This window comes from Psychrobacter sp. CX21 (assembly GCF_057396255.1).
The window spans coordinates 149,762-167,744 of record NZ_JBXYJG010000002.1; the positions used below are offsets into that span (position 1 = coordinate 149,762).

A 17,983-nucleotide genomic window follows, 5' to 3' on the forward strand; every position below is an offset into this window, starting at 1 on the left:
TCTTGACCTATTGTAGGTCTTTAATACAATTATTAAAATTGAACCTAGGCGTATATAGCAAAACGACCACAATGATCATAAATTTGATTATTGTGGCCGGATACGACATTTTAAGTTCTAATGCATTTGAAATGCTGAAACTGATTAATACTTATTAAGCCTCTTAATATCAACAACTTAAAAGAATGAATTGAAATAGCCTCATTCAAACTAAACCTAATCTAAAATCAGGCATTAGCATTAGCGTTGTCATCATTGGCTAAGAACATCCAAGTATCAAGAACTGAGTCTGGGTTTAAAGAAACAGAGCTAATACCTTGTTCCATCAACCAGTAAGCTAGATCTGGATGATCTGATGGGCCTTGACCACAAATACCCACATATTTATTCTGCTTATGACAGGCTGAAATTGCCATAGATAATAATTTCTTAACCGCAGCATCACGCTCATCAAATAGGTGAGACACAATACCTGAATCGCGGTCTAAACCTAGAGTCAATTGCGTTAAATCATTAGAACCAATAGAGAAACCATCGAAGTATTCTAAGAACTCATCTGCAAGTAGGGCATTGGTAGGCAGCTCACACATCATAATAAGCTCTAGGCCATTGGTGCCACGCTTAAGACCATTTTTCTCAAGAATCTCAACCACTTCCTTAGCTTCATTGGTGGTTCGGACAAACGGAATCATAATCTTAACATTGGTTAAGCCCATATCATCGCGGACGCGTTTTAGCGCACGACACTCAAGCTCAAAACAATCACGGAAATTATCCGATACATAGCGGCTTGCACCACGGAAGCCAAGCATTGGGTTTTCTTCTGATGGCTCGTACAATTTACCACCAATTAGATTGGCGTATTCATTTGATTTAAAATCAGACATACGAACAATTACTGGCTGCTCTCTAAATGCCACTGCTAATGTCGAGATACCTTCAACCAGTTTATCAACATAAAAATCAACAGGGGAAGCATATCCAGAGATACGTTCTTTAACTGCTTGAGATACTTCTCGTGGTAGTGTATTCATGTTTAGTAGCGCTTTTGGATGCACACCAATCATACGATTGATAATAAATTCCAAACGGGCTAGGCCAACACCAGCATTCGGTATTTGAGCAAATGAGAAGGCGCGATCTGGGTTACCCACATTCATCATGATCTTGAAAGGCAGCTCTGGCATGGCTTCAATTGAATTGCTTTGAATTTCAAAATCCAAAATACCTTCATAAATGAAGCCCGTATCGCCCTCTGAGCAAGAAGCAGTTACTTCTTGACCATCTGTCAATAACTCAGTGGCATTACCACAACCAACAATTGCAGGAACCCCTAATTCACGAGCAATAATGGCAGCGTGACAAGTACGGCCGCCACGGTTGGTAATGATAGCTGAAGCGCGTTTCATGACCGGTTCCCAATCAGGATCTGTCATATCTGAAACCAGAACATCGCCAACTTCAACTTTATCCATTTCATTTAGGTTGTTAACAACACGAACTTTACCCGCGCCAACACGCTGACCAATCGAACGGCCTTCACAAATCACTTTAGCGCCTTGACTTTGAATGAGGTAACGTTCCATAACGTTTGTATCTTGACGGCTTTTGACGGTTTCTGGACGGGCTTGCACAATAAACAATTTGCCTGAATCACCATCTTTTGCCCACTCGATATCCATCGGTTGGCCATAATGCTTCTCAATAGTAACGGCTTGCTTAGCCAGTTCATTTAACTCATCAGTCGTTAAAGAAAACTGATTACGATCTTCTTTCTCGACATCAACAGTTTTAACTGAACGAGCGGTACTGCCTTCATCGCCGTACACCATTTTCTGATGCTTACTACCTAAGTTACGACGAACAACAGCAGGTTTGTTCTGTTCTAATAGGGCTTTTGATAGATAAAACTCATCAGGGTTAACCGCACCTTGAACGACCATTTCACCCAAACCATAGCTTGAAGTGATAAACACCACTTCATCAAAGCCACTTTCTGTGTCTAGGGTAAACATAACACCAGCAGCGCCAGTTTCTGAGCGTACCATACGCTGAATACCTGCTGATAAGGCAACACCAGCATGTTCAAACCCTTGATGAACACGGTATGAAATAGCACGGTCATTATATAAAGAAGAGAATACTTCTTTTATAGCGATTAATACGTTATCAATGCCGCGGATATTTAAATAAGTTTCTTGTTGACCTGCGAATGATGCATCCGGTAAATCTTCTGCAGTTGCTGAAGAACGTACAGCAACAGCGATATCTTCGCCTTCACTCATTATCTCAAAAGCATCACGAATTTCTTGCTCTAATGACGCTGGTAATTCTTGTTCAATAATCCAATTACGGATTTTTTTACCGGTTTCAGTCAGTTTGTTGACATCATCAACATCTAGATTATTCAACTCATCGTTAATTTTATCCAGTAAACCAGTTTCAGTAAGAAAATTGTTGAAGGCAGCAGCAGTGGTTGCAAATCCGCCTGGTACACTAACACCTAGGTCTGATAGATGGCTAATCATTTCGCCTAATGAGGCGTTTTTACCGCCGACTGTTTCGACGTCGTTTTTGCCTAACTTGTCAAGGGTAATAACTTGCGGTGTTGTCATGATAACTCCAGGAAATAAGGTCATTTTTTTAAATTATACCGCTATTTCGGTAATTTGTGTATGGTTAACCATTAAAATTTATATAAACTATGCATAATCTTATGACTTAATAGTCCATAAAGACGTTTAAATATTAATTGTAATATTAAAGAGTTTATAAATTCGCATAGCTTGCGAATTTTATATGAAGTCAGCGGCTTTTATATTTAGTTAAAAACTGAATATAAGATTAATGAGTGCACTGATGTTATACAAATTTAATATAGGTATGGGAACAAACTATATCATCCATAATTAATAATCGTCTACATAAGGGTATGGGTAAAATGTATCGAATATATAACTTAATAAATTTTAGTATGATTAATCTTTTTTTATCGCTAATAGAATCAACAGGATGGTGTAAATAAGTTATTATTTATAGTAGCAATTAGCTGAGTACGAGTTATAGCATCAATTAGCTGAGTACGAGTTTGGTAACCCTACAGCTATATTGGTATTTATTCGACAGACCCTAGACTAGAATAAGTTTATAAAAAATTTTCGCTTTTGATTTAGAAATTATGACTATATTAGGAATGGTATGGAAAGTTTAGACAATATGCTATCAGCAAAGCCAACAATTCAAAATAGAAGTGCCTTGGCGGTAGATAAACCTCAGATCATCAGAGTCGCTTTTTTCATCTCAGATGGTACAGCCATTACCGCTGAAACACTCGGCCGCTCAATTTTAAGTCAATTTGCGAGTGTGCCTTTTGAGACACGGGTCATACCCTATGTAGATAGTGTGGAAACGGCGCAAATTGCCGTAAAGCATATCAATAAAGCCTATCAGACTACAGGAATACTGCCGCTGGTTTTTGATACTATTGTTGATCCAGATATTCGTGAAGTAATTAATTCTGCTCAAGCTTGTAATCTTGATATGTATGAAGGGCTGATAGGGCGTATTACTGATGAAATTGGTGTTGAACCCGATGTTCATTCTGGGCATGCTCACGACAATGTGGATTCAGAAACCTATAAATCTAGAATAGACGCTGTGCATTTTGCATTGGATAATGATGATGGGGCACGTACGCGTCAATATGACATGGCAGATATCATTCTAATTGGTGTGTCTCGTTCTGGCAAAACGCCCACCTCATTGTACTTAGCTTTACAGTTTGGTATCCGAGCTGCCAATTATCCATTAACCGAAGATGACTTATTCGACAATCAACTGCCTAAAGCGTTACAGCCACACCGAGGCAAATTGTTTGGATTGATTATTGATACCGAACGTTTGCAGAAGATTCGTCAAGAGCGACGGGCTGGTAGCCGCTATGCCAGTTATAAGCAATGTGAAGAAGAGCAACGCGCCATCCAAGCTATATATATGACCCAAAGTATACCAAGCTTAAATGTGTCACAAATGTCAGTAGAAGAGATTGCAACACGTATTTTACAAATCACAGGATTAAAACGTCGTATTGGGTAGCCGTAAATTCATGCTTTTTGTAAGCTATTTACTGTTAACTGTCAAATAACCTGATAACTGTTTATTCCATACTTATATACTTATAAAACCCAAACTTATTTACTTATAAAACCCATACTTATCTACTTATATAAAAAGGTATTAGGTTCAGTTAACAGGTCTAGAACAATCTGGGCTAAATTCCAAAATTAATAATTGATATAATAAACCAATCATAATTTTTTGAGAACAGTATAACTTTCAAACTACGTATAGCTTAAAAATAGACTTAATATCTTTTGAAGCTCAGTATCTTTTTAAACCAAATGCTTATTAATACTGATTAATATAAACAAAGTTTAAAAAAAAACCAGATTAATGAATACCCAATTAAAATGAGGACGATATGACAAAAAAACGCAAAGGTGATGAGACCAATGACATTAGAGAGTCTAAAAATAATGTAGAAGTATCTAACCAAGACAGCGGTGATGCGCCTCAACATCAGCCTAATGCTGACCAAAATATGCTTAGCTCGAAGCCAAAAGAGGATACACAACAAAGCTTCCATCCCAACCTAATAAGCCCACTGGATAATGACCGTATTCGTATCAACTCTGGATACACTAGAGACTCTGAGCGAATTAAGACAGATGCGCATGAGTACGAATATGATGCGGTGGTTATCGGTGCCGGTCCTGCTGGCGAAGCGGCAGCCATGAAGCTTGCAAAGGGGGGTAAAAAAGTCGTTGTTGTGGACCCGCGCGATAAAGTAGGGGGCAACTCTGCTCACGTGGGTACAATACCGAGTAAAGCGTTACGTCAATCTGTCTTTAACCTCATTAATTACCGCCGTGACCCATTATTCTCACAAGGGTTAGATTATTATCAAGTTCCTTTAAATAAAGTGCTTACTAAGGCTCGAAAAGTGGTTCGTAGTCAAGTGGAAACGCACACGCGGTTTTATGAGCGCAATCAAATTGAAGTACGTCATGGCTGGGCAAGTTTTAAAGATAAGCATACTTTAAGAATTGAGCTTGGAGATGGTTTGGGCTATGAAACCATCACTTTTAATAAAGCCATTATTACGGTAGGTAGCCGTCCTTATCATCCTGAATTACTAGACTTCACACATCCTCGCGTATTTGATTCAGACAAAATCCTACAAATGGATTATGTGGTTAACAAAATAATCATTTACGGTGCGGGCGTGATTGGCTGCGAATACGCCTCTATATTCACAGGACTTGGCTACAAAGTTGATCTAATCAATAGCCATGATGAATTACTGACATATCTGGATAAAGAAATCAGTGATGCCTTAGCGCATGATTTTAGACAATTCGGCGTTTTAGTGCGTCATAATGAAGAGATAGAAAAGCTTGAGACGTATGAAGATTATGTGGTGCTGCATCTCAAAAGCGGTAAGCGTATCAAATCAGACGCTATATTATGGTCTAACGGACGCTCTGGCAATACTGAAAGCTTAAATTTAGAAGCCGTTGGTCTTAAAGCCAACAAACGTGGTCAGTTAAAAGTTGATGATACCTATTGTACTGAGGTTGATAATATTTATGCGGCTGGTGATGTTATTGGTTGGCCCTCGCTTGCATCCGCAGCTTATGACCAAGGGCGCTGTGCTGCGGCATTTATGATAGGGGATGAGGATGCTGAACCCGTTTCAAGTGTGCCAACGGGTATTTATACTATTCCAGAAATCTCAAGTATTGGTAAAACTGAGCAGGAACTGACCGACGAACGTGTGCCTTATGAAGTGGGTCAAGCGTTTTTCAAACACTTAGCCCGTGCTCAAATTATTGGTGAGCGTACTGGTGTCCTTAAAATATTATTCCACCGCGAAACGCTTGAAATATTAGGTATCCATTGCTACGGCAACCATGCTTCTGAAATTATTCATATTGGTCAAGCCGTCATGAAATGTAATAACACGCTCGAGTATTTTGTAAATACGACGTTCAATTATCCGACGATGGCTGAGGCTTACCGGGTAGCTGCATTAAATGGTTTAAATAGAGTTTTTTAATAGTTTAGCTTTCTAATGGTTTAGCTAAGCTATCTAACCATTTTACTATTTAAAATATGGATATCATTCAAAAGATTTAAATTAACGAGACTGCTATAGGCAGTCTTCTTTATTGATGATCAGACCTTTATATGTAAATGATAAATTGATTATCTTAGATTTTTGTCTTAAAGTTTGTTCACAATAAAATAGGTGTCATAGACTTTCAAACGCTAACTATTGTTACCGTGTCAGTTTGTGCTAGTTTGTAAATGTTGAGAATATTTTTTTCAGTTTTGTACTATAGATTGCTAACTTCATTAAGGAGATAATTATGACCGCACAAACGTATCAGGATGATAATATTTTCGCCAAAATGTTGAAGGGTGAGATTCCATGTCATAAGGTGTATGAAGATGATAAGACGTTGGCATTTATGGATATTATGCCACAAGCAAAAGGTCACGTTTTAGTGATACCCAAACAAAAAGCGGTTGACTTGTCTCAGCTTGAGCCAGAGTACGCAAGTGCGGTGTTAATGACTGCTAAGAAAGTTATGCAAGCTCAGCGTCAGGTGTTTAATCGAGAAGGAATTGTACAAATGCAGCTAAATGGTTCGGAAGCGGGTCAAACTGTGTTCCATTATCACGTGCATCTTATTCCATCTAGCATCCATGAGCTAGGTAAACACGCAGTTAGTCAAGCAGATATGGAAGAGCTTGCTGCTCAAGCCAAGCAACTAGCTGATGCGATCACTTAACACGTCATTCACTAAATTCGTCATTCATTAAATTAGTCATTAGTTACTCACCCTGTTACTAGGCCACTAGCTCTTCCTAAGGTAAGATTAAGCTAGGCTCAGATCATGCTGAACCCAATTGTAAATTTAGCGAATGGTTTAAGATGCTGTTTTCGGCAGGCTATGGTATTGCGCTACTATTTTATGGTGTTTATGAACCAGTGGTACATTTTGCAGACCCAACAATTTTAACGACAAAGCCCATATTCAACGTCAAAGGCCATCAACGCTGCAAAAGACGCCATGCAAATCGGCTACTTCCAATGGGGTTTACATACCTGGTCAAATTATACCTTTACTGGACTGGTATTGGATTATTTAGGATTTAGACATGGGTTACCCTTGTTCATGCGCTCAACTCTTTTAAAAATGATTGGTGAAAATATTTATGGGCCAGTTGGAAATTTTGTTGACGTTATTGCTCTAAAATTTGAGATAGCTTAAGGTTATCTTATAATAAATTTGATAATTACCATATCAAGGAAACGATTGAAAAATCCTACAAATGGTAGGCTTAGTAAGGTTAACACCTTAATCGTTTAGAAGTTCGGTCTATAGTATATGATTTTTTATAATGTGACCTTTATAATAAATAGTACAGAGTGAGTCATGAATCAGTCTTTTAACAGTAATACGTTGGGTAAACCTCATAAATTATTAGAACCGCTAAATGTCGGTGGGCTTGAGATACAAAATCGTCTTATGGTTGCGCCTATGGCAGGCGTGACGGACAACCCGTTTAGACGGCTATGTAAATCTTTCGGTGCAGGGCATGCGGTGAGTGAAATGATGACCGCAGATGCCACTTTATATGCGCATAAAAAATCCCTATTTAGAGCTAACTTTGATGGAGAGATAGCCCCGATATCGGCACAAATTGCGGGCGCGGATGTGGATAAGCTTGCAGAAGCTGCCCAGTATCAAGTCAATAATGGTGCGCAAATTATAGACATTAATATGGGATGCCCCGCAAAAAAGGTATGTAGAAAACTTGCAGGATCTGCTTTATTAAAAGATGAGGTGTTGGTCGCACGGTTGTTAGACGCTACAGTAGCGGCGGTAGATGCGCCAGTAACGCTAAAAACGCGATTGGGATTTGCTAATGGTGAAGAAAATATATTGAGGATTGCAAAACGAGCAGAAGAAGCAGGTATAGCTGCCATAGCGATTCATGGTCGTACCAGAGAAGATAATTATAGCGGTGATGCTCGCTATGATCTTATAAAAGAAGTAAAGCAATCAATCAGTATTCCTGTTATTGCAAATGGTGATATTGATAGCCCGCAAAAGGCAGTTGAGGTATATAATAAAACAGGCTGTGATGCCATCATGATTGGCCGCGCTGCGCAAGGTCAACCGTGGCTGTTTCGCGATATTAGGCACTATCTACTGACAGGTGAACTACTTGAGCCGCCAACCTTTGATGAATTAAAAGAAATCGTGTTGTCACATTTAGAAGCGCTATATGCGTTCTACGGTGAATATTCAGGGTGCCGTATCGCTCGCAAACACATTGCTTGGTACACTTCAGGTATAGAAGATTCAAATGCATTTAGGCAGGCCATGTATGGTGAAGAAACCACAGCAGGGCAATATAACGTAGTGCAAGACTTTTTGTCCTCTAATAAAGTAAGAGAAGCCTGTCATTAACATGCTCTAACTACCAATCCCTAACATAATGGCATTCTAATAAAATAACGCCTTAAACTACCGATATTTAAAACTATAACGCCTTAAGACTATCACACCTTAAGACTATAAAATCATTTGGTCAGGCTTAACCTGATCTAAGTTTAACTTTGAGATTATATATATGGTTAGCAATGAAAACGATACCCGTGACGCTTTAACCTCAAACACATCAGTCCTATTAGGATCAACTCTGCCATCATCAAAATTGTTATTATCGAAATCGGAATCATCAATTCTGGCATCAACTCAATTGTCGGCATCAGAATCGACATCATCACTAATGTCATCAGCAGAAATTTCATCAGCAGAAATTTCATCAACAAATTTAAATGCTAATCAATCTATGCTAGATAATTCGATACAAGATAAATCTAGCACTTTGAAAGCATTGGAGCCTATTCTTAGCGTAAATCATTTAAATATTAAGTCAGATAGCAATACGTTGGTACATGATCTATCGTTTGAAGTGTCGCGCGGTGAAACCTTAGCTATCGTCGGAGAGTCAGGCTCAGGTAAGTCCTTATTAACCTTAGCGTTGTTGGGTTTGACCTCTAAGCAGTTGGCTGTAACCGGTGAAGCGACTATTAATGAAAAGGACAGCACGTTAGATGACTCCGGACTATCCTTACCTATTATTCATCATCCATCAGATAACTTAGCGCGCCAATCCAAACGTGATAAAGCCCTAAAACACGTTCGCGGCAGTAAAATAGGTATGATATTTCAAGAGCCTATGACGGCGCTCAACCCCCTGCACACCGTTGGCAAGCAAATTCAAGAAAGCTTGCAACTAATAGGCACACCAAAGCATCAAATCAAATCTCGCATTATTCAACTGTTAAATGATGTCAATATCAAAGACCCTGAATCCAAATTGTCTAGATATCCGCATGAATTGTCGGGTGGTCAACGCCAGCGTGTGATGATAGCTATGGCATTAGCTCAAAATCCCCTGATATTAATTGCTGATGAGCCTACCACTGCCTTAGATGTCAGCCTTCAACATGACATACTTGAGTTATTAAACCGATTAAAAAATGAACATGGTATGGCGATGATTCTAATTAGCCATGATTTAAATTTAGTTAGACGTCATAGCCACAGAATTATTGTCATGAAACAAGGTGAGGTGATAGAAAAGGGGGATAGTGATAGCATTTTTTTAAACCCGAAAAGCCCTTATACTCAAACCTTGATTGAACAAGATTTTGGTAAGGTACATCCAATACAAGAACAAAACTTAGAGCTTGAGCCTGTTTTAAATGTAGATAGCTTATCTATAGAATTTCCTGATAAAAAATCTATATTAGGCAGTACTAAATCATGGATGACAGCAGTCAATAAAGTTAGTTTTCGGTTAGGTAAAGGGGCGTCATTAGGTATTGTCGGGGAGTCAGGGTCAGGAAAAACCAGCATTGCATTGGCTTTAACCCGATTGTTAGGTAATGACGCCAAGGTAACAGGGCATATAGAGGTTAATGGTCAAGATATAAATAGCCTAAGCAGTAAGCAACTACGCGCATTTCGTTCACAAATTCAAATGGTATTTCAAGATCCATTTGCCAGTATCAATCCTCGGTTTAATATCATGCAGATTATTGAAGAAGGATTACTGGTCAAAGGAGTAACGCCTGCGCAAAGAAAAAGTGCTGTATTTGAAGTACTTGAAACAGTGCAACTGCCTGAGGATTTTGCATATCGATATCCGCATGAGCTCTCTGGCGGACAAAGGCAACGTGTGGCATTGGCTAGGGCGTTAGTAATGCGGCCAAAGCTTATAATATTAGATGAGCCCACATCTGCATTAGATAGCAGCACGCAAATCGCAGTAGTAAAGCTACTAAGACAAATCCAACTTGAGAATGGCATCAGTTACTTATTTATCAGTCATGACTTAAATGTCGTAAGAGCACTCTGCCACCATATTATGGTGATTCAATCGGGTGAATGTGTAGAATACGCATCGACAGAACAACTATTTAATCAGCCTACCCATCCATACTCAAAATTATTGATTGAAACCAGTGTTAACAATGCTACTTTTGATAGCCAGTTATAAGCTCAGTCGCACTCTTAACCAATAGTTATTTTAGTTTAAAACTATACAATACTCGATGGGTTCAAATTTAAAGTTTAGAGGGGGGTAACGCCTGCAAAAACTCACTACGTGCTTGAGTGTCTGATTTATAGACACCAAGCATCGACGTCGTACGGGTGCTAGAGTTTTGTTTGCTGACACCGCGCATCATCATACACATGTGTGATGCATCCATGACTACGGCCACGCCATGACAGTCGGTAATCTCCATGATTGCTTCCGCCACTTGCTTAGTCAGGTTCTCCTGAATCTGTAAACGTCTAGAAAACATGTCGATGATACGTGCAACTTTAGACAACCCTAGTACCTTACCATTTGGAAGATAGCCAACATGGGCAACCCCATGAAATGGCAATAAATGATGTTCACATAAGGAATAAAACTCTACATTATGCACCAACACCAGCTCAGAATTATCGGTTGGAAAGACAGCTTTGTTGGTCACTTCTTCAAGTGATTGATGATATCCTTGGGTGAGATATCCAAATGCTTTAGACGCGCGTGTTGGTGTATCAATTAATCCAGGGCGACTTAAATCCTCTCCAGTTGATGCTATTAATTGAGCATACAAATCAGGATCAGGAAGTTGAGGTTGTATAATGGTTTCGGACGAATTATTTATAGAATCACACATAATTATACGTAGCTAAAAGAAAGATGGGTATAGCTTAACGACTTCAATTTAATTGTAAAGGTCTTTATTAAAATTATGTGGGGTAATTTGTATATTGCAATGGTTAACAGTCCTTCGTAATGGTTAAATGGTTCTCATTAATGTGATAAGCATTGCGATACAATAGTTCTAAAGATATAGACTTAAAAACATTCTAATATAATTATCTACGAAAAATATCAATTCAATTTCATATAACGTAACTAAGCAAAATGTGAACTTAAATCAGTTGGGACAATAAATATGCTACTTCAAGGAAAACGATTCGTTGTTACGGGAATTGCGAGCAAATTATCTATTGCTTGGGCCATCGCTGAGGCGCTCCATAGAGAAGGGGCGTCGTTAATACTGACTTATCCCAATGATAAAATGAAAAAACGGGTAGACATGGCTGCGGATAAATTCGAAGCAGACATGGTGCTACGCTGCGATGTGGCTTCAGATAAAGATATTAACAGTTGTTTTGCGGCCGTAACCGAACATTGGGGGGATGGGATAGATGGTGTTGTGCATGCCATTGGGTTTGCACCTGCAGATGAGCTTAATGGCGACTTTACTGAGGTTACGACGCGTGAGGGTAGTCAAATAGCACATGATATATCTGCCTATAGCTTTGTTGCACTTGCAAAAGCGTCTCGCAGTTTACTTGCCAAACGTAAGGGGTCTTTATTGACGCTAACCTATCAAGGTAGTACCGCCGTTCTACCCAATTATAATGTGATGGGCATGGCAAAAGCCAGTTTAGAAGCCAGTGTGCGATATTTGGCTAGCTCTCTCGGTGCAGACGATATTAGAGTCAATGCTGTATCGGCTGGACCTATTCGTACTTTAGCAGCAAGTGGTATCAAGTCGTTCAGAAAAATGCTTGATGTCAATGCCAAACTTGCCCCATTGCAACGAAATGTGAGCCAAGCTGAGGTGGCGAATGCCTCTTTATTTTTATTATCACCTTGGGCCTCAGGTATCACTGGCGAGATATTGTTTGTAGATGGTGGTTTTAATACGGTTGCAATTAGCAATGCTTTATTAGATGTAGATTTTGAAGGTTAATGTCGTTTTTGATCTACTAAATGTCGTTATTGATCTACTAAACGGTAACGGTGTTAACCTTGTTTAGCTTAAATAAGCGTCATTAAGCCTATATGAAAAATACTAGAATTCAGTTGCGAGATAATCATTTAGCACTACTTTGACTATAGTATGGCATACAAATACTATTAGAATTTTATCTTATCTCACATATTATATTATAGTCTAAAAACAACAAAAGACGCTAAAAAGCGTCTTTTATTTTATCTAAATTGCTAACTAACAAATAAGTTTATTTTAATAAATTAAATTAGTTGCTGTTGTCTTCTTCACTGTGATCTTCATGCTCATGTATGCCTTGCATCATATCTAGAGCTGAATCATCAGTGCGTTGTTGATCTTCTTTATTTAAGTGATCTTGGTTGATATCCGTTCTTGCCATTTTAGTGGTTTTACATGCGTCGTTTGACATTGTTGATCTCCCTTATCTATAAGTTATTGAAAATAGTAGACAAATAATTTGTCTAACCCAATAACAAATTTTGCGAATAAATTGATTAATACTTTTAGTTTAAATATTTATCGTAATAACCTATTATAAAAGTAATAAAATTTATGTGTGTTTACATATGTAAACTAATAATATTATATAGTTAATTATTCATTAGTTAAACTCAAATGTGTTTTAGCTGTAGACTTTTATAAATCAAGGGGTAACTCAGTCTTAGTAGCAAGTATGTATGTTAAAAAATTTTTGAATTTTCAACATTAGATAGTTAGCTAACTACTGCAACACCAAAATATTTATTAACCTAAAAATCTAACCATACCCAACTGTTTTCAAGCCAAGTCATAACAGACGAAATATCAACGTGTACCTCGTTCATATCTCTAATATTTATTGAGTGACCATCAGCCAAACGCTGCAATAGCTTAGCTTCAAAGTCGCCAATATCATCTAAAGGTTGTCCATTTGCATATACCTTAAGTTGACCATCAAGCTCTGTATAAATAAGACGACTACTGAAATCAGGTTTTAAAACGGCACCGTCTTCGAGGGCTTGTTGTAGCTCTTCTGCTTCTATGGTCTCTTCAGGGACTAGCAGTTCATATTGACGTTTACTCACCACCTCACTGACTGCTTCAACGAGTAGCTGATCCCCTTGATTAGAGTGTAGCAATTGCAACAAGTACTGTTTAATTTGATCAATACTGTCTTGAGTTAGCTTACCAGATGCATGTAGGGGCTGCTCTAAAAGTAGTGGCGTGAACAGTGAGGGCTGCGTGGTAGCTGCATCGACCAAACTGTCTAAAACTTGCATAAGGTTGGGTCGTCGAAAGCCAAAAGAGAAGGTAAGGCAGTCATCTTGTGCGACCCCAAAATGAGAAAGTTTGGGCGGTACATAAAGCACATCACCAGGCGCTAAGACTTCATCAAACACGATATCTCCCATATCATCAAAGATTCGAATGGGCTGGTTTTCAATGAATACAGTTCGCTCATCGCAATATTTGCCTAACTGCCAGCGTCTGTGCCCATATCCTTGCGCAAGAAAAACATCATAGTCATCATAATGCTTACCCACAGAACCTCCTGCCGGCGCATACGACACCATGATGTCATCTCGCTGCCACTGAGGTATAAAACCAAAGGCATTCCAAAGTTGACCGAGCTCAGGAGACCACTGTTCCAGATTCTGCACCAGGACGGTCCATTGCTCGGGTAAGTCAGCAAACATGCTTTCGTTTAAAGGGCTCTGCTGTAATCTCCATTGATCGGCATCCTTCGAGGCATGTTGAGTTAGAAGTCGTGATGTTGCGGCTTTATCAAGACTGAGTCCTAGAATGTCATCTGGCTCAAACATGTCTTTTAGTTGCGGTAGACCTTGTTTAATGAGCAGTGGTTTTTTTTGCCAATAGTCGGCCAAAAACTGCTCAGGCGTTATGTGTTCTGGCAGACAGTAGAGTATCTCATTCATGTTATGTCTTTTAACCTTTATTTATAATCTTTATATACAAAGAGGATGTAACCTTAATATAAATTTATTCGTTTAGCCTAATAGATGGGCTAAATTGAAATTTAGCCTATGTAAAAATTAAAATATTGAAAATCTTTAAATATTTATAATTGAGGCTTTAGCAAAGCGCTAATATGGTTTAAGATTGTACCTATTCGCCCATCATGAATTCGCACATCTTTGAATTCGCACATCTTTGAATTCGCTCATCAATGACAACAGGCAATTATGAATAAATTAACATTCCTAACCATTATTATCAGTAGTATCTTTTTACAAGCGTGTTTACACAAAGTCGTTACCGTACCTGTCAAAGTAGCTTATAAAACTACCAAAGGCGTTGTCAAAGGCACAGTAGCAGTCACCAAAGCAGTTATACCAGGTGGGGATGATGATAAAGACGATTAGTAGAGACTAAAGGTAAATTAAGGTGCCATGTTTATCAGTTGCCATGCTTAAATTAGCTTAACTTAAAAAGGAAAGTCATTTTTTAAACGTCATTGTGTTTAATACTGACATTATTGTTATTGTCCGCTTTTGTAGATCCTGCATGAATATAAATAACAATTGCAGTAATAAGTGCACCCACAAATGCTAGCAAAATGTCCTTTTGAGCATCCCAGATATCGCCCTGTTGACCATTATAAGCTTCAGCAGATTCTGGGGATAGGGTGATACCTAGTATCCATTCAAATAATTCATAAAGCGCGCTGGTCGCAAGATTAAATTGTAATGCTAATAACAGCATGCCGTTTAAAGTTAAGCTAGGTATCAGACGTTTAAACACATCTGCCATTAAAGGCAGCAATAATAAACCATAGCTAAAATGTACCAGTCTATCGTACATATTACGTTGCCAGCCAAACGCTTTGTTCAAGTCAAAACCAAATAGACTTTGTAGCCATTCATTATAGGGAACATAGGAATACAAAAACCTTGCACCTATGATATGGATAATAATAAACACACTCGCCAGCACAAACGAGGTAGTTGACGTGGCAAGGTAGCGATGGCACAGCCAAACCATCACCATAAAAATAACCGTGCCCATTTGGTGCAGTAAGTAGTCCTGCCAATTGAGCGAAAAATTCAACGGAAGGAGAGTTACTGCAATCATTGCCACAACGACCGCTATCAAACTGATAATAACTGGGCGCTCAAGACCTTTATAAGAAGCTTTAGTTGAGTCAAGATGTTTATTATGCATTTTTAACTTCTCATTGACTGCTATTGACTATTTAGGCTAACAGTCTCAATCTAAAAGCGACAACCTCAATACGATTAACCCTAAAAGCTTAAAGGCTTAAGCTTAAAGCTTGGCAATCCACTCTTCAATCGCTAACGCTTGCTCATCGGCATTACCAATATAAGTCGCAGGCGTAAGCTCTAGTAAACGCTGTTTATCCGCCTCTGGTACCGCATCTAGCTCATTGCCATTCACAAACTCAAGCATTTTTTCACGGGTCATGGCTTGACCACGCGTTAATGCTTTTAATTTCTCGTATGGGTTTTCAACTCTATAACGGCGCATTACAGTTTGGATAGGCTCAGCCAATACTTCTTGGGCGTTATCTAGATCACTATTAAGCTTCTCTGGATTGACTTCTAATTTGCCAATACCTTTTAGGCACGCATCATAAGCAATCATACTTTGCGCCAGTCCAACGCCAATATTGCGCAGTACAGTAGAGTCAGATAAGTCGCGCTGCATACGAGAGATAGGCAGTTTTTCACCTAAATGCGCTAACATAGCATTCGCTACGCCTAAGTTACCTTCTGAGTTTTCAAAGTCGATTGGGTTTACTTTATGCGGCATGGTAGAAGAGCCGACTTCGCCTTCTTTAAGCTTTTGCTTGAAATAGCCTAAGCTAATATATTGCCAAATGTCACGGTTATAGTCTATCAATACGGTATTGAAACGGCGTACTGCATCAAATAATTCTGCTATATAGTCGTGCGGTTCAATCTGAGTGGTATAAGGATTAAATTCCAACCCTAAACGTTCGGTAATAAAGTTCTGAGCATGTTCAGCCCAGTCTATTTGAGGATAGGCTGAAAGATGTGCGTTGTAGTTACCCACGGCACCATTGATTTTACCCAATAGTTCTACTTGATTGATTTGCTTGATTTGACGTGCCAAGCGATAGGCAACATTTGCCATCTCTTTACCCAAAGTAGTCGGGCTTGCGGTTTGACCATGCGTACGCGATAACATAGGCTGATTGGCATGTTCTTTGGCCAAGTCCACAATAGAATCGGTGACTGCTTGCAGTTTTTTTACGACTATGTCACGGCTATCTTTTAGCATTAAGGCATACGATAGATTATTAATGTCTTCAGAAGTACAGGCGAAATGGATAAACTCAAGGCTATCTTCTAAAAGAGCATTACCCTTGAATTTATTTTTGATAAAGTATTCGACCGCTTTAACATCATGGTTAGTGGTTTTTTCGATGTCTTTTATTGACTGAGCATCTGCTTCGCTGAAGTTTGATACGATACCGTTTAGGAAATCATTAGTTTGAGCATCGAATGGTTTTAGCTCGGTAATAGCCTCATTATCAGCCAACGATTGTAACCAGCGAATTTCAACAGTCACACGGGCTTTAATGAGCCCAAATTCAGACAAATGCTCACGTAGCGTATCAGCTTTGCTAGCATAGCGACCGTCAATTGGGGATAGGGCAGTTAACGCAGATAAAGAGGCAGACATAGATATCCTTTAACTCAGTGGGTTGGTGTCGACGTATTATATATCTGATATAGTCAGCGAACTTCTAAAGAGTCACGGTGTTAACCTCGTTAAGCCTACCCTAGTAGTACTTGCACTCGGTTGCCTTGCGACTACTTTAAAGTTCTTTGACTATATATATTGTGATAATTGATTTTATTATTAAAACAACTCAATTATAGCAATATATACTCTATAGTTTTCAATAATAAGTCTAATTCTATTGAATTAAATAAGTCATTAACATATAGTAGCTTTGATTTCAATGTAATTTAATTTCAATGTGATTTAATTTTAATGTGACTAAGGAAAGCTTAAAGGTGATTAAAAAATTAGTTGGGCTAAGTGTTTTAAGTGCATCTGCATTTTTGGTAGGCTGTGGTGGAGACTCTGATAGTAGTGGCAGTCCTAGTAATTATAACTACGAAAACCCAAGATTTGCTATGCTTGATACTTGTAAGGTAGAAGATGACGTTATCTATATTGGTACTTACTTTGGCAGTACTTATACTCAAGGTAAATGTAAGTTTCAAACCCCTCAGTTAAATAATGGCGAAGTGTTTTCGCTTGATTGCTTAGGCAGAGATTTGATAGATGTTGAAACGTATGATGACGCTGATATCGACTCAGTCACAAATGATATTGCAACCTTTGAAAAATATGCATATGTTTGCGTAGATAATTGATATTAAGTTTTATTGATTATCTAATACCTTAATATATGTTGCTATAATATATAAATGTATAGACTTAGCCATACCAAGTCATTTTTATTCAATATAAAAATGGCTTTTATTTTTTCCTTCATTTATTAAATAACACACCCTCATAAGGTTGCAGTGCATA

At 38.5% G+C, this 17,983-nt stretch carries 16 protein-coding genes; 10 read left to right on the plus strand and 6 right to left on the minus strand.

The window, feature by feature from the left end:
* Positions 1-227 precede the first annotated feature (227 nt).
* Positions 228-2,615 (minus strand): phosphoenolpyruvate synthase, encoded by a 2,388-nt coding sequence (gene ppsA / locus AC2SLP_RS01885; RefSeq protein ID WP_486534932.1) that lies wholly within the window; start codon positions 2,613-2,615, stop codon positions 228-230.
* A 601-nt stretch (positions 2,616-3,216) separates the two neighbouring features.
* On the opposite strand from ppsA, the gene ppsR reads away from it, so the two are divergent.
* The 7 genes from ppsR to AC2SLP_RS01920 all read left to right on the plus strand — a co-directional run bounded on the left by ppsR (position 3,217) and on the right by AC2SLP_RS01920 (position 10,647).
* Complete coding sequence (gene ppsR, locus AC2SLP_RS01890; protein ID WP_486535042.1) at positions 3,217-4,095, plus strand: posphoenolpyruvate synthetase regulatory kinase/phosphorylase PpsR; 879 nt, start codon at positions 3,217-3,219, stop codon at positions 4,093-4,095.
* Between the two features lie 505 nt (positions 4,096-4,600).
* Complete coding sequence (gene sthA, locus AC2SLP_RS01895) at positions 4,601-6,118, plus strand: Si-specific NAD(P)(+) transhydrogenase (RefSeq protein ID WP_486535043.1); 1,518 nt, start codon at positions 4,601-4,603, stop codon at positions 6,116-6,118.
* A 313-nt stretch (positions 6,119-6,431) separates the two neighbouring features.
* Entirely contained in the window at positions 6,432-6,857 is a 426-nt protein-coding gene (locus tag AC2SLP_RS01900; protein ID WP_486534933.1) for an HIT family protein, read from the plus strand.
* Between the two features lie 86 nt (positions 6,858-6,943).
* Positions 6,944-7,225: a BCCT family transporter gene (locus AC2SLP_RS01905; RefSeq protein ID WP_486535044.1), complete on the plus strand. Its 282-nt coding sequence runs from the start codon at positions 6,944-6,946 to the stop codon at positions 7,223-7,225.
* On the plus strand, positions 7,140-7,340 hold the full coding sequence (locus AC2SLP_RS01910) for a BCCT family transporter (RefSeq protein ID WP_486534934.1): 201 nt from the start codon (positions 7,140-7,142) through the stop codon (positions 7,338-7,340). Before AC2SLP_RS01905 ends, AC2SLP_RS01910 begins: the two co-directional genes overlap by 86 nt.
* Positions 7,341-7,505: 165 nt before the next feature.
* Positions 7,506-8,546 (plus strand): tRNA dihydrouridine synthase DusB, encoded by a 1,041-nt coding sequence (dusB, locus tag AC2SLP_RS01915; RefSeq protein ID WP_486534935.1) that lies wholly within the window; start codon positions 7,506-7,508, stop codon positions 8,544-8,546.
* A gap of 385 nt (positions 8,547-8,931) precedes the next feature.
* A complete protein-coding gene (locus tag AC2SLP_RS01920; RefSeq protein WP_486535045.1) occupies positions 8,932-10,647 on the plus strand; it encodes a dipeptide ABC transporter ATP-binding protein in 1,716 nt (571 codons plus the stop codon).
* Positions 10,648-10,714: 67 nt separating this feature from the next.
* Here the strand turns inward: AC2SLP_RS01920 and folE are convergent, their stop codons facing one another.
* Positions 10,715-11,320, minus strand: coding sequence for a GTP cyclohydrolase I FolE (folE, locus tag AC2SLP_RS01925; protein ID WP_486534936.1), 606 nt, complete (start codon positions 11,318-11,320; stop codon positions 10,715-10,717).
* Between the two features lie 282 nt (positions 11,321-11,602).
* Here folE and AC2SLP_RS01930 point away from each other — a divergent pair, with 282 nt between their 5' ends.
* Positions 11,603-12,409, plus strand: a complete 807-nt coding sequence (locus AC2SLP_RS01930) for an enoyl-ACP reductase FabI (RefSeq protein WP_486534937.1) — start codon at positions 11,603-11,605, stop codon at positions 12,407-12,409.
* Between the two features lie 289 nt (positions 12,410-12,698).
* Here the strand turns inward: AC2SLP_RS01930 and AC2SLP_RS01935 are convergent, their stop codons facing one another.
* On the minus strand, positions 12,699-12,860 hold the full coding sequence (locus AC2SLP_RS01935; protein WP_486534938.1) for a hypothetical protein: 162 nt from the start codon (positions 12,858-12,860) through the stop codon (positions 12,699-12,701).
* A gap of 340 nt (positions 12,861-13,200) precedes the next feature.
* Positions 13,201-14,367 carry a JmjC domain-containing protein gene (locus AC2SLP_RS01940; RefSeq protein ID WP_486534939.1) on the minus strand — a complete coding sequence of 389 codons (1,167 nt, stop codon included), beginning with the start codon at positions 14,365-14,367 and terminating at the stop codon, positions 13,201-13,203.
* Positions 14,368-14,634: 267 nt separating this feature from the next.
* Between AC2SLP_RS01940 and AC2SLP_RS01945 the strand changes: the two genes are divergently transcribed.
* Positions 14,635-14,814: an NF038104 family lipoprotein gene (locus tag AC2SLP_RS01945; RefSeq protein ID WP_486534940.1), complete on the plus strand. Its 180-nt coding sequence runs from the start codon at positions 14,635-14,637 to the stop codon at positions 14,812-14,814.
* 82 nt (positions 14,815-14,896) lie between these two features.
* Here the strand turns inward: AC2SLP_RS01945 and AC2SLP_RS01950 are convergent, their stop codons facing one another.
* Entirely contained in the window at positions 14,897-15,523 is a 627-nt protein-coding gene (locus tag AC2SLP_RS01950) for a DUF2238 domain-containing protein (RefSeq protein ID WP_486535046.1), read from the minus strand.
* 192 nt (positions 15,524-15,715) lie between these two features.
* A complete protein-coding gene (gene purB / locus AC2SLP_RS01955) occupies positions 15,716-17,119 on the minus strand; it encodes an adenylosuccinate lyase (protein ID WP_486534941.1) in 1,404 nt (467 codons plus the stop codon).
* A 338-nt stretch (positions 17,120-17,457) separates the two neighbouring features.
* On the opposite strand from purB, the gene AC2SLP_RS01960 reads away from it, so the two are divergent.
* Positions 17,458-17,823, plus strand: a complete 366-nt coding sequence (locus AC2SLP_RS01960; RefSeq protein ID WP_486534942.1) for a hypothetical protein — start codon at positions 17,458-17,460, stop codon at positions 17,821-17,823.
* Positions 17,824-17,983 lie beyond the last annotated feature (160 nt).